Source organism: Enterococcus haemoperoxidus ATCC BAA-382, from assembly GCF_000407165.1.
Taxonomy (GTDB): Bacteria; Bacillota; Bacilli; order Lactobacillales; family Enterococcaceae; genus Enterococcus_L; species Enterococcus_L haemoperoxidus.
The window spans coordinates 316,762-330,581 of record NZ_KE136480.1 but is presented as its reverse complement, the minus strand read 5'-3'; the positions used below and the strand labels follow the sequence as shown (position 1 = coordinate 330,581).

The following is a 13,820-nucleotide window of genomic DNA, read 5'->3' as shown; positions in this document are numbered from 1 at the left end:
AAAATGATATATCATTAATGGTAGTTTACCATACAAAGAAAAAGAGTTCAATTTTAAAATATTAATAAAAACAGTGGACAAAACGCTTTCATTGGCATATACTTTCGTTGTGAAATGATATATCAACTATTAGGAGGTTACTATGACTTATAGCAAAATACCAAATTCTGTACAAGAATTTATGGATGAAATCACACAATTGTGTGGAGAAGCGCACGCTGGATGGGCAGAAAATTTTAATGCAGCATTTGCCAATACATTGACTACAACAGTTAAAAGACAAGCTGATGGCACAACGTTTTTACTAACTGGTGATATTCCTGCTATGTGGTTGAGAGATTCGACTGCGCAGGTTCGACCTTATTTAGTGATTGCAAAAGAAGACGAAGAACTTAGAGACATGATTTGTGGCTTGGTACAACGCCAATTTTTCTATATCACACTTGATCCATATGCCAATGCATTCAATGAAACACCCAATAATGCTGGTCACCAAACAGATCACACGGCGATGAGTCCCTGGATTTGGGAGCGAAAATATGAAATCGATTCACTTTGTTATCCTGTTCAACTAGCGTATCTATTGTTTAAAAATACTGGCTGTAAGCAGCAGTTTGATGAAAATTTTGTTGAAGGGATAAAAAAAATCCTGACGGTCTTTACGACAGAGCAGGAACATCACCATTCGCCTTATGCATTTGAACGGGATACAACGCGCTTAGAAGATACGCTTACGAATAATGGACGCGGCAGTGAAGTTGGAAAAACGGGAATGACGTGGTCTGGTTTCCGTCCAAGTGATGATGCTTGTCGTTACGGTTATTTAGTGCCGTCAAATATGTTTGCAGTTGTTGTTTTAGGCTATATCGAGGAAATTTTTACTGAAGTACTTTCTGATTCCAAAGTGGCAAAACAAGCATCTGACCTCAAAAAAGAGATCGACGCTGGTATTCAAAAATACGGAAAAGCAGAGAATCAAGAGGGTGATTTGGTCTATGCCTATGAAGTTGATGGACTAGGAAACAGCAGTATTATGGATGATAGCAATATTCCTAATTTACTTTCAGCACCTTATCTAGGGTATACAACGGTTGATGACTCAACTTATCAAGCAACGCGTAAAACAGTTCTAAGTAAAGAAAATCCCTATTTTTACGAAGGGAAATACGCTAAAGGAATCGGTAGCTCTCATACGCCTGAAAATTATATTTGGCCGATTGCTCTTGCAATGGAAGGGATGACGACAAAGGATAAAGATGAAAAAGCCCGAATCTTAGATTCTTTAGTAGCAAACGATGGGGGTACTCATTTAATGCATGAAGGGTTTGATGTGGATGATCCCACACGCTATACACGTGAGTGGTTCTCTTGGGCAAATATGATGTTTTGTGAATTAGTAATGGATTACTTTGATATTCGAGTGGAACGATAACGAATGAAATGGAGCGTAAAATCATGAAGAAAAAAGTTTATATCATTTCCCACTCTCACTGGGATCGTGAATGGTACATGCCTTATGAGCAACACCACATGCGTTTAGTTGAATTACTGGATGATGTGTTGGAATTAGCGGAAACAGATCCAGATTTTGATAGCTTTCATTTAGATGGGCAAACGATTATTTTAGACGATTACTTACAAGTACGACCTGAGCAGAAAGCGGCTGTTCAAAAAGCTATCACCGATGGAAAGCTGAGAATCGGACCCTTTTATATTTTACAAGATGACTTTTTGATTAGTTCTGAATCGAATGTTCGCAACATGCTGATTGGTAAGAAAGAAACTGAAAAGTGGGGACCAGCCGTTAAATTAGGTTATTTCCCCGATACGTTTGGTAACATGGGGCAAACACCGCAAATGATGCAACAAGCCGGCTTAGATGCAGCCGCTTTTGGTCGCGGGGTAAAACCAGTTGGCTTTAATAATGAAGTGTTGGATGATGAAAATTATACGTCTCAATATTCAGAAATGTGGTGGCAAGGACCAGACGGAAGTGAAGTATTGGGCTTGCTGTTCGCCAATTGGTACAGTAATGGCAATGAAATACCAGCTGAAAAAGAAGCAGCTCTGGCTTTTTGGACGCAAAAATTAGCAGAGGCTGAAAAATTTGCTTCTACTAATCATTTATTGATGATGAATGGCGTAGACCATCAACCTGTTCAAAAAGATATAACAAAAGCGATTGCGTTAGCAAACGAACTATTTCCAGAATATGAATTTATTCATTCCCATTTTGATGAGTATTTAAAACAAATTCGAAAAGAGTTGCCAGAAGAAGTTGGAACGGTTCATGGAGAGCTGACAAGCCAAGAAACGGATGGCTGGTTTACACTGGCAAACACTGCTTCAGCAAGAGTGTATTTAAAACAATGGAATACCCAAGTTGAACGACAATTAGAAAATATAACGGAACCATTGGCTGCGATGGCATACGATTTAACGCAAAAATATCCCCATGATCAACTAGATTATGCATGGAAATTATTACTACAAAATCATCCACACGATAGCATTTGTGGTTGTTCAGTAGATGAAGTTCATCGAGAAATGATGCCAAGATTTGAAAAAGCCAATGAAGTTGGGAAGTTTTTAGCTGAAGAAGCATTGGCGCAATTAGTTGAAGCTATCGATACAGAAAGCTTTTCTAAAATAAGTCATCCGTTTGTCGTGTTCAATACATCTGGTTATGAAAAATCAGAGGTTGTAAAAGTCAAAGTAGAAATTGAGAGAAAACCATTCAAAGAAGGTGTTCCTCATGAATTGTGGGAAGAACTTGCTAAAAGTAATACACCAAAGTTTGAAGTGGTTAATTCGCAGGGAGAAATTATTCATTCGGTCATTTCAAAACCAGAAGTCAGCTTTGGTTATGACTTACCAAAAGATCGTTTCAGAATTCCTTACATGGCTAAATATGTGGAAATTGACATGCCGATCACGAATATGCCAGCATTTTCTTGGAATACGTTTGCGTTACAAGAAAGCCAATCTAAAATAGAAGAGAAAGGATCGATGATCAAGGATCTAAAACATTATAGATTGGAAAATAGCTGTTTGGTTGTAACAATCAATGAAGATGGCACTTTAGAAGTATTGGACAAAGCAATAGGAAGAACCTACAGTGAGTTGTTGACAATTGAAAATACGGGTGATATTGGCAATGAGTATATCTTTAAAAAACCGGAAGGAACGAGCCCGATTTTATCTAGTGGATGTCCAGCAGAGATTTCGGTTGTAAAAGATGAATCTTTCCTAGCGCAAATAAAAATCATACAACGCATGATGATTCCAAAAGCGGCAGATGATTTACTAGAACAAGAGCAAAAAGCTGTGATTGATTTCCGCTATCGAAAAGCTGGACGCTCAAAAGAATTACAAGAACTAACGATTGAAACTATACTGACGATGGAAAGAGATTCTGCTCATTTACGTTTTGAAACAACAGTGGATAACCAAATGAAAGATCATCGTTTACGGATGCTGTTTCCAACAGGGATCCAAGCTGAAACGCATGAAGCTGACAGTATTTATGAAGTTGTGACACGACCGAATCGTGTCAGCAAAAGTTGGGAGAATCCAACAAACCCTCAACATCAACATGCTTTTGTTAATGTGCATGATGATAAGTCTGGAATCACAGTTTCCAATTATGGCTTGAATGAATATGAAATTTTGCCTGAAACAAATACGATTGCTTTAACACTTTTACGCGCTGTGGGAGAAATGGGGGATTGGGGCTATTTCCCAACACCAGAAGCGCAATGTCTAGGTACGCATACATTTAACTATGGTGTTGATTTTCATGGCGAAAAAGCCCAACGCTATGCGACGTATAAACGAGCATATGCAGCGCAAATCCCGTTTAGTGTGAAAACAACAACGAGACATTCAGGGCAGTTGAAAGCCAAAGATGCGTATTTAACTGTCGAAGGAGAAACAGTTGCTATAACAGCAGTGAAAAATAGTGAAGACAATCAAGCGTTGGTTGTAAGAGGATTTAATATGAGCGAAAATTCAGCTGAAGTACAGATCAAGAAAATGGGAAGTAATGAGCCAGACTTATTGAATCTGTTAGAAGAAAAACAAAATGAACAACCAACGAAGAAGTTGAAGGCGTATGAAATTCGTACGATCGGATTTGACCGATAAGAAGGAGACGTGATTTAAATGACTTATTATGGATCAATTGAAGCAGGCGGTACAAAATTCGTTTGCGCTGTCGCAGATGAAGAGCTGAATATCATTGAACGAATCAGTTTGCCGACGACATTGCCAGAAGCGACATTAGAACAAGTTTTTGCCTTTTTTGATGCCTATGACTTAAAAGCTTTAGGGATAGGTTCGTTTGGACCAATCGATGTGAATCGCAAATCAAGTACGTACGGTTATATTACCTCTACACCAAAACCAGGTTGGACAAATGTAAATCTTTTGGGTGCGTTAAAAGAACGTTATGATATTCCGCTAGCTTGGACGACAGATGTTAATGCAGCAGCGTACGGCGAGATGCATTTGGGAGCCGGAAAAGAAACGCAAAGTTGTATCTATTTGACTGTTGGTACAGGCGTGGGTGGCGGTGCGGTAGTCAACGGAACCGTCCTGCAAGGATTTAGTCATCCTGAGATGGGACATATTTCTGTGCAGCGATACCCAAATGATACATTGGAAAGTACTTGTCCTTATCATGATCATTGTCTAGAAGGGCTTGCTGCAGGACCTGCTTTGGAAAAAAGAACAGGAATCAAAGGGCAACAGTTGGAGTCAGGTCATGATGTTTGGGCGGTGGAAGCTTTTTATTTGGCGCAAGCATTGATGAATTATACGTTAGTTCTTTCTCCTGAAAAAATTATTTTAGGTGGAGGCGTGATGAAACAAACCCATCTTCTACCGAAAATTAGAGCATCTTTAGTACAGCAACTAGGCGGTTATGTGGCGTTGCCTGTTTTAGAAGAGTATATTGTCGGCTGTGATTTAGGCGATAATAGTGGAACGATGGGTTGTTTGTTATTGGCGAAGGAACAGTGTGCATAGTATGGACGCGAATAAGACCTCATTTGTGTCTGAGATGAACGAAGTCCGTGTTTTTCTAGTGGAAGCTTTTGTTGGCGAAAAAGAAAGGATAACGCATTTATACATGCAGTTGTTAGAGAAACAAATTTGTTTTATCGATAAACCAGAACTAGCGACTATTATTGTAAAAAATTCATCAGAGCTAAACGATACATTTGTGATCGAGGTAGCTGAAACAATCATGATTTCAGCTGATAGTTCGTTGACTGCTTTTCGAGGGATGATGTATTTAGCGCAGCAAATAAAAGCAGGAAGTGAAATTAAATCCGGTAAATTCCGTGAGGTTTTAACTGAGCGAATCGTTATGTTGGATATCGGTAGAAAATATTTTTCCCTTTCAAAATTACGCCAAATTTTGGAGCAAATGGCCTTGTATGGTTTTAACTTTTTACAGGTACATTTTTCCGAGAATACAGGATTTCGGATTGAATCAGAAAAGTATCCTGAACTTGTTTCAGAAAATTTTCTGACAAAAAAAGAAATAAAAGCCTTGATCCGTTATGCTGCCTACTTATCGATCGAGATTATTCCAGATATTGATACACCTGGGCATATGGAACAGCTATTGAAGACGCACCCGCAGTGGCAACTAACAATAAAAAAGCCGCAGGAGGAAATAACCAACATTCCTTCCGCATTAGCTATTACAAACGAAGAGGCTGTAGCATTTGCGTTGTCACTATATGATGAATACATGGCACTTTTTACTGATAGCCGTTATTTTCATATCGGTGCAGATGAGTTTATTGATTTTGATCAAATTGAACTGTATCCAAGCTTAGCTGATGGGGGTATAACAAAATTTGAATCTTACGTCAATACAGTTGCAAAATTTGTCAAAGCGCGTGGCTTTGTGCCTAGAGTTTGGAATGATGCATTTTTCAGAAATGGTAAAACCTCCACTTTAACGAAAGCTGTTGAGATTACTTATTGGACGAAATGGCAAAAAGAAATGGCTCCAATCCAAACATTTTTGGATGCAGGGTATTCAGTCGTCAATTTCAATGACAATTATCTTTATTATGTATTAGGGGAAAATGCTGGCTATACGTATCCTACTGTGGAAAAACTAAAATATCTATGGCAGCCAAACCTGTTTTCTTCAGAACAACAAGTTCCGCTACAGAATCAAAAACAAGTAAAAGGTGCAGCTTTAGCGGTATGGTGCGATAAACCAGAAGCAAAAACTGAAAAAGAAATCATAGAAGAGCTTACAAAATTAATGGAAGGATTTTCTTTTCATTTTCATAAAATCGACTAAACTGACAGCTGAAATAGAATGTGGGAAACGCAATATTTCAGCTGACTTTTTCGGTCACGTGTAAATGAAACCTATACTTTTTGATATAAATGCTATAGTTTGTCTATTTATAAAACAAAAAGAAAACGTTAACATTTTGTGTAAGAATGAAAAATGCTGAAACTTTGGGCAAAAGACTAAGGAGGTTCATTCATTGAAAAGAAAAACTTTGAAAAGTATGTTTTGTTTATCGAGCGCTGCGCTTGCTTTGACGATTGGAGCAAATGTGATGTTCGTAGCAAATGGTTACGCAGAGTCAACTGAAGTGAGTCAGGAAACAACTATCCCGTTGTTTGATCAAGTACCAGAATCTACAGCTTTATTTCCTGAAACCTTACTAAAATGGACGCCCAAAAATGACCCGGATGCGCCGTTTAATGTATCTAACGTTCCTTTAGCCACTAGAGTGAAAGGGAAGAAAATGAATGCCGATCAAAGTACAGAGGCCAAAGTATTGTCGATTGCAATCGTAAATCGACATACCAAAGGAACGCCCTCTCAAGGCGGGACAGATAAAGCTGTCTATAATTTTACCAACTGGCAATATGTAGATACTTTGGTGGCTTGGGCAGGCTCTTCTGGCGAAGGAATCATCGTTCCACCAAGTGGTGATGTCACTGATTCGGCGCATCGAAATGGCGTGCCAGTCGTAGGGACAGTTTTCTTTCCGCCAGAAGCATATGGTGGAAAAGCGGAATGGGTAGCGCAATTTGTGCAAAAAGATCAAAACGGCAATTTCCCAATGGCGGATAAACTACTTGAAATGTCCGCTGCCTATGGGTTTGATGGCTGGTTTATCAATCAAGAAACCAATGTTGATGCACAAACTGCCAGCGCAATGAAAGAATTCATGAGCTATTTACAGGTACGTAAACCTAGAAATCAGCAAGTTATTTGGTATGACTCTATGCTTCCAAATGGCCATGTCGACTGGCAAGGAGCGTTGAATGAGCAAAACCAAGGGTATTTCCAAGAAGGGGAAAAACGTGTTTCCGATAAGATGTTTATTGATTTTCGTTGGCAAGGTCTCGCTTCATCTAGGGAAAAAGCAACTCAGTTGAAACGAGATCCGTATGATTTGTTTGCTGGAATCGATGTTCAAGCAAACGGTGTAAATAGCCGCCGGAAGCCAAGTAGTATCTTAGATGGAAATGGTCAGCCACTGGTGTCTTTAGGTCTCTACTGTCCGGATTGGACGTTACGAGATGGTGGTCAATACGATATTGAACGTTATTGGGAAAATGAAAAATTACTTTGGATAAATCCTCAAGGTGACCCTCGTAATGTAGAAAGTCCGAAAAACGAGTGGCAAGGTGTTTCCCGTTATTATGTAGAAAAAACGCCTGTAACAAGTTTCCCTTTTTTAACGAATTTTAATGTGGGGAATGGAGATGCTTTTTATCTAAATGGAACCAAAGCAAAAGAAGGAACCTTTAATAATCGTAGTGTTCAAGATGTTTTACCGACGTATCGTTGGGTCATTGATAATGAAGAAGGTAATCAACTTGAAGCAGCAATAAGCTATGAAGACGCATTTAATGGCGGTTCATCGATTAAGTTATCTGGAGCGATGACAGCGGAACAACAAACCTTTATTAAATTATACGCTTCTCAATTAAAAGTTAACGCATCAGATACAGCAACAGTAGTGACGAAAGGAGCCGATGAAGCTTCTTTAGTCCTAGAGCTAAAAGGAAAGGAACAACCTTTAACCATTCAAGGACAACAACAAGCTTTAGCGAATGGCTGGGTACAAACGACTTATTCATTAAAACCTGCAAACGATCAAACTGTGACAGCAGTTGGGCTGAATGTGAAAAAGACGGAGAGTGGTCCTACAACGATTTATTTAGGGCAATTAAAACTTGGCAAAGAAAAGAAAACACCAGTCAGTACTGTTAGTAATCTTGTTTTTTCTGGAAAAACAGTAGTAGATGATTTAACTGAAAGTATTCGAATGAGTTGGCAGACTAAAGGCGAAAATACTGCTTCTTACCGCATTTATCGGGAAGTTGGGGGGCAACTGCAATTTGAAGGTGAAACAGCCAATCATTCTTATACCCTATTAAATCAAGAGCGAAAAGGGGAAAATACTAGCTATCGGGTGATTCCAGTTGACCATTATGGCCGAGAAGAACAAAATAAAGGCACTTCAGCGATTTATACATTTGAAACATTGAAAAAACCGGAGATAGCAGTCAATGCTAGCAGCACACTGATTCCAGCAGGGGACACGATCACCTTATCTGCGACTGTTTCAAAATCTACGGAAACCGTCAATTGGGAAGTGATGGGCGCAACACCGCAAACCGCATCAGGCAAAGAAGTCACATTTTCTTTTACTAAATCAGGTGTTTATACAGTAAAAGCTACAGCAGTGAATGCTTCTGGCGAGACGGCAGTTATTAAAGAAAACTATCTACATGTTTATGATCCAAGTGCTGGCATCACAATAGAAAATCTCTCTACGCTACCAACTACAACAGCTACTCAAGGTTCCGGTTATACGAATGACCGTGAAAGTTATCGCTTTGCACTGGATGGTGATGTAACTACGAAGTGGTGTGATAATGCAAACGATAAACCATGGATGATAGCAGATCTAGGCGCAGTCAAAACTATTTCTGGTTTTACGTTATTTCATGCTGAAGCAGGTGGTGAAAGTCCGGAATGGAATACCAGAGATTATGATATTTCCGTAAGCCGTGATGGAAATAATTGGACAACCGTTGTTCAGCATCGAGGCAATACTTCAGATAGTAGTCGGGATGCCATTAGTTTAGTTGAATCTAGATATGTCAAACTTTCGTTAGAAAAAGCGGAACAAAATGGAAAAACGGCTAGAATTTATGATTGGCAGATTATTGGAGTAAATCAAACGGGAATCGTTAATGGTGTGGGACGAAACTAAAGGTTCGCACGCTAAATTCAAATAAATGGTGAGAAAAAAGCAAACACGCTCCATTTCGATCATATCGACTTATAAGAGCTAAAGCTCTATGAGTTGAAGTCCTTTGGAGAAAAATGTTTGTCTTGACTAAGACGCAAAAAAGGTAGAATGCTTCGTAAGACGCCCATTTTACCTTTTTTGTGTTGAAACGAATCAATAATTATTCGTTAACTGTTCGTGAAGGATTTGTTTTTCATTTTCAGAGATGAAAGCACCCGCGACTGCGTTGTGATTCAATTGTTCCATATCGGCATAAGTAATGCCATACCATTCGTGAAGTTTCATAAACTCATCTGTTAATGTTGTATCAGAGACAGTTCGATTATCTGTGTTGATGCAAATCTTGATACCGTTATCCAAGAATGTTTTGAAAGGATAATCTGCTAAGTGAGTGACGGTTTTGGTTTGGAAGTTGCTCGTAGGGCACATTTCGATTAAGGTATCTTTTTCCTGCAACAATGAAAAGTATTCTGGTGTGTCTTTCAACGCAATACCGTGTCCAATTCGTTTGGCACCTAGATGAATAGCATCCGCAACATTTTTCCCGCAACCACATTCGCCAGCGTGAAGTGTTAATGGAATATTTAAGTGATCGACTAAATTTAAGGTTTCTTCGAAGGTATAGGGTGGAAAATCTATTTCATTTCCAGCAAGGTCGAAACCAACGATACCGTTTGTCTTAAATTCTTCAGCTAAGCGAACAACTTTTTCGATATCGGCTAATTCTTCGTGGCGCATGCCGCACAATAAGGCGTTACTTTTTACACCAAATTGTTGTTGACCATATTCGAGCCCTGCTAAAACTGCTGTAATTATTTTAGGTAAAGAGAGTCCTTTTTCAGTGTGGAGAGATGGGGCAAATCGGACTTCGATATATTGGATATTTTCCTCTGCTGCTTGACTGATAACATCGATTGCAGCTGTTTTTAATGCTTCTTCTGTTTGCAGACAAGTTAAAACTAAATCAAACCGTTCTAGATAGTCATTTAAATCTTGGCAATCAATAGGTGCGACTAACAACTCTTTTAATTTTTTATTATCTACAGGTAGAGAAATGCCTTGCTGATCTGCTATCTTTCGTAAAGTTTCAGGTCGAATCGATCCATCTAAATGGCAATGCAGCTCGATTTTAGGTAGATTTTTAACATGTTCACGTTTCACGGTATCATCCTCTCTGTCTTGGTGGAACGACGGTTGCGCTCAGTAAGTATTTTGAAGACTTTAACACGTGTTACAGGTGCTGTCAATAAGAGAGGAACGATCTGTAGAAGAAGGTGGTTTTTTTCAGCATTTTAAAGTAAAATATTTCAGTAGAAAACGGTCTTTTTTTGATAAGTCATTGGAGGGAATGTAGTGTTAGGAGTAGGACTATTATTTGTAGCAATCACACTGATCAGCAATGGCTATTGTGGGTTAGCTGGTGTAGACAAAAAATCGACAGGCTTGATCAACTTGATGACAGGAAGTTTATCTTTTATGATCAACACGATTTATTTATTTAGAGGTGCCTATTATGATGCAGGAACAGGTTATTTATTTGCGTTTACTTATTTGATGGTTGGTCTGATTTATATCTTTGATTTAGATATGCGTATTTATGGAATATTTGCTTTTTTTGTGGCAGTAAATACGATTCCAGCAGCCTATATATCCTATACAGTCGATGGTGACTGGCGTTTTGCCTTGATCTGGTTATCATGGGGGATTTTATGGCTGACAGGTTTCATTGAGTATGTGTTGAAAAAGGAAATTGGCAAACCTGTGTTGTATTATGCGATTTTTGAAGGAGTTGTCACATGTTGGATTCCAGGATTTTTAATGTTAACAAATAACTGGTAAAAATAATTTGATCGCTTGCTGGCAGTGTTTGAGTTGATATAAAAAATCGGTGAGCGGTTCTGCTATTTTTGTGTGAGAATAGCAGGATTTTTTTGTTAAGCTATTCTATTCCATAAAATTCTGCTAAACTAGAGTCATTCGAAATGTGTTTTGAAAACGTTGACATGGTTGGTAGGTCTTGTCAATAAAGGGAGAATGAACGATGAAATTGACGATTAAAGAAATTGCAGATATGGCAGGTGTATCGGTCACGACGGTGTCACAGATCATCAATGACAAAGGCAGCCGTTTTAGTGAAAAAACAAGAAATAAGGTTCTAGCTGTGGTAGAAGAATATGATTACAAGCCAGATTATTTTGCTTCAAACATCATCACTCGCCATTCAAAAACAATTGGTATGGTCGTGCCTGATGTAACCGATTTTTTCTTTGCTAAAGTAATCGAGGGTGTAGAAACGTATTTGAATTCATTGGGCTACATGATTTTATTGTGTAATTCAAAGCACGATGAAGATAAGGCGACGCAGTACGTTACTGAACTGGTGCATCGTTCAGTTGATGGAATCATTTTTGCGACGCCTAATGTTTTGCCGGTGGATCATATTTTGCGGAATAAGAACAAACGTAAAGTTCCGGTGATTTTGGTCGATCGTGGTATCAATCCTCGAGAAAACGGCCGTTTGATTGTAAAAGAATATGAAGGTGCCTATCAAGCGGTATGTTCGTTGATTGAACAAGGGCATCGGCATATTGCTATGCTGAAAGAAAATGATGGTTACTATCAGCTGACAGAACGGGTAACCGCGTATCAGCATGCGCTAAAGGATAATGGTATTCCAGTAAGAGAGGAATACATGAGCAGTGGAGATTTGAATTTAGGTGGTGGTTATATTGCGGCCAAAAACGTATTGAAAAATTCAGAAATTACAGCTATTTTTTGTGGAAATGATGAAATGGCAATGGGTGCTTATCAGGCGATTGAAGAGGATGGAAAAAAGATTCCAGATGATATTTCGGTTATCGGATTCGATGGGTTAGAAATTTCAGAATACTTGGTGCCAGGGTTAACTACAGTTTATCAACCTAGTTTTGATATTGGCTTTTATGCAGCGCAATTTTTGGTAGAAGCAATCAATGACCCAGAGAAAAAAATGCCAAATAAAATATTTGATACAACATTTATTTTAAGAAATAGCACGAAATCGATTGACAATTAGAGTGATTTGATTTAATGTTCGTGTTATAAGCGTTTTCAAAATATGTAAGCGTTAGTAAACTGTTTTACTAAAAGGTTTTAACCTGAATGATTTTAGTGTATAATACATCCTTGAGGATTGATTCGGAGGAAAAAAGCATGAGAATGGTAGATTTGATCGAGAAAAAACGTGATGGACTGGTTTTAACAGATGAAGAGATTCAATTCATTGTTTCCGGCTATACCAAAGGGGATATTCCGGATTATCAGATGAGCGCATTTTTAATGACTGTTTTTTACAAAGATATGACGGATGAAGAAATTACAACACTGACATTGGCTATGGCTAATTCAGGTGAGATGATTGATCTTTCATCGATCAAAGGAATAAAGGTCGATAAGCATTCTACTGGCGGTGTTGGTGATACCACAACGTTGATTTTAGCACCACTTGTTGCAAGTGTTGGTGCTAGTGTAGCCAAAATGTCTGGCAGAGGACTTGGATATACCGGTGGGACTCTTGATAAGTTAGAAGCGATTCCTGGATTTCATGTAGAGATACCGGATGAAGAATTTATTCGATTGGTAAATGAAAGCCATGTAGCAGTCATCGGCCAATCTGGTGAGTTAGCACCAGCCGATAAAAAATTGTATGCATTGCGTGACGTTACTGCAACAGTCAATTCGATTCCGTTGATTGCAAGTTCCATCATGAGTAAAAAAATTGCAGCTGGAGCTGATGCGATCGTTTTGGATGTAACGACAGGTGAAGGTGCTTTTATGAAAAACATTGATGAAGCACGCCGCTTAGCTCAAACAATGGTTCGAATCGGACACTTAGCCAACCGTCAGACAATGGCAGTGATTTCGGATATGTCCCAACCGTTAGGTGAAGCAATTGGCAATAGCTTAGAAGTTGTTGAAGCAATTGAGACACTTCAAGGAAAAGGACCGGAAGATCTAATGGAAATGTGTTATATCTTAGGAAGTCAAATGGTTGTTTTAGCTAAAAAAGCTGATACATTAGACGAAGCGCGTGCGATGTTAAAAGAGGCGCTAGAATCAGGGAAAGCCTTGGATAAATTCCGTGAGATGATTCGCAATCAAGGGGGAGATGATAGTATCATCGATCACCCAGATCGTTTATTAACAGCCAAATATCAAATAGAGTTACCAGCAAAAACAGCTGGAGTTGTACAAAAAATCGTTGCAAATGAAATCGGTATCGCCGCAATGCTTTTAGGTGCAGGACGAGCGACGAAAGAAGATTCAGTCGACCATGCTGTAGGCATCAAGCTTCATAAAAAAGTCGGTATGCCAGTTGAATCAGGAGAATCGTTGCTGACTATTTATGCCAATTCAGAATCAATTGAGAACGTAAAAGAACTTTTATATAAAAATATCGAAATCGGCAGTTCTGGCACTGAACCTGAGCTGATTCATGATATAATAACAGCATAAAGGATGTGT

The 13,820-nt window shown here is 38.8% G+C and carries 9 protein-coding genes; 8 read left to right on the top strand and 1 reads right to left on the bottom strand.

Annotation, left to right across the window (positions count from 1 at the left end):
- Positions 1-142 precede the first annotated feature (142 nt).
- The 5 genes from I583_RS12285 (at position 143) to I583_RS12265 (ending at position 9,278) form a co-directional block, all read left to right on the top strand.
- A complete protein-coding gene (locus tag I583_RS12285; RefSeq protein ID WP_010761719.1) occupies positions 143-1,432 on the top strand; it encodes a glycoside hydrolase family 125 protein in 1,290 nt (429 codons plus the stop codon).
- 23 nt (positions 1,433-1,455) lie between these two features.
- A complete protein-coding gene (locus I583_RS12280) occupies positions 1,456-4,146 on the top strand; it encodes an alpha-mannosidase (RefSeq protein ID WP_010761718.1) in 2,691 nt (896 codons plus the stop codon).
- 18 nt (positions 4,147-4,164) lie between these two features.
- Entirely contained in the window at positions 4,165-5,028 is an 864-nt protein-coding gene (locus I583_RS12275) for an ROK family protein (RefSeq protein ID WP_010761717.1), read from the top strand.
- Between the two features lies 1 nt (position 5,029).
- Complete coding sequence (locus I583_RS12270; protein WP_034683559.1) at positions 5,030-6,328, top strand: family 20 glycosylhydrolase; 1,299 nt, start codon at positions 5,030-5,032, stop codon at positions 6,326-6,328.
- Positions 6,329-6,521: 193 nt separating this feature from the next.
- Positions 6,522-9,278 (top strand): endo-beta-N-acetylglucosaminidase, encoded by a 2,757-nt coding sequence (locus tag I583_RS12265; RefSeq protein ID WP_010761715.1) that lies wholly within the window; start codon positions 6,522-6,524, stop codon positions 9,276-9,278.
- A 192-nt stretch (positions 9,279-9,470) separates the two neighbouring features.
- Here the strand turns inward: I583_RS12265 and add are convergent, their stop codons facing one another.
- Entirely contained in the window at positions 9,471-10,478 is a 1,008-nt protein-coding gene (gene add / locus I583_RS12260) for an adenosine deaminase (RefSeq protein ID WP_010761714.1), read from the bottom strand.
- A 192-nt stretch (positions 10,479-10,670) separates the two neighbouring features.
- Between add and I583_RS12255 the strand changes: the two genes are divergently transcribed.
- The 3 genes from I583_RS12255 to I583_RS12245 all read left to right on the top strand — a co-directional run bounded on the left by I583_RS12255 (position 10,671) and on the right by I583_RS12245 (position 13,811).
- Complete coding sequence (locus I583_RS12255) at positions 10,671-11,156, top strand: AmiS/UreI family transporter (RefSeq protein WP_010761713.1); 486 nt, start codon at positions 10,671-10,673, stop codon at positions 11,154-11,156.
- Positions 11,157-11,358: 202 nt separating this feature from the next.
- Positions 11,359-12,372 (top strand): LacI family DNA-binding transcriptional regulator, encoded by a 1,014-nt coding sequence (locus tag I583_RS12250; protein ID WP_010761712.1) that lies wholly within the window; start codon positions 11,359-11,361, stop codon positions 12,370-12,372.
- A gap of 137 nt (positions 12,373-12,509) precedes the next feature.
- Positions 12,510-13,811 (top strand): pyrimidine-nucleoside phosphorylase, encoded by a 1,302-nt coding sequence (locus I583_RS12245; RefSeq protein ID WP_010761711.1) that lies wholly within the window; start codon positions 12,510-12,512, stop codon positions 13,809-13,811.
- The last annotated feature ends 9 nt before the right edge of the window (positions 13,812-13,820 follow it).

Coding starts and splice junctions, on each gene's coding strand:
- I583_RS12250 (WP_010761712.1), top strand. CDS start 11,359: ATGAAATTGACGATTAAAGAAATTGCAGATATGGCAGGTGTATCGGTC.
- I583_RS12280 (WP_010761718.1), top strand. CDS start 1,456: ATGAAGAAAAAAGTTTATATCATTTCCCACTCTCACTGGGATCGTGAA.
- I583_RS12270 (WP_034683559.1), top strand. CDS start 5,030: ATGGACGCGAATAAGACCTCATTTGTGTCTGAGATGAACGAAGTCCGT.
- I583_RS12285 (WP_010761719.1), top strand. CDS start 143: ATGACTTATAGCAAAATACCAAATTCTGTACAAGAATTTATGGATGAA.
- I583_RS12245 (WP_010761711.1), top strand. CDS start 12,510: ATGAGAATGGTAGATTTGATCGAGAAAAAACGTGATGGACTGGTTTTA.
- I583_RS12275 (WP_010761717.1), top strand. CDS start 4,165: ATGACTTATTATGGATCAATTGAAGCAGGCGGTACAAAATTCGTTTGC.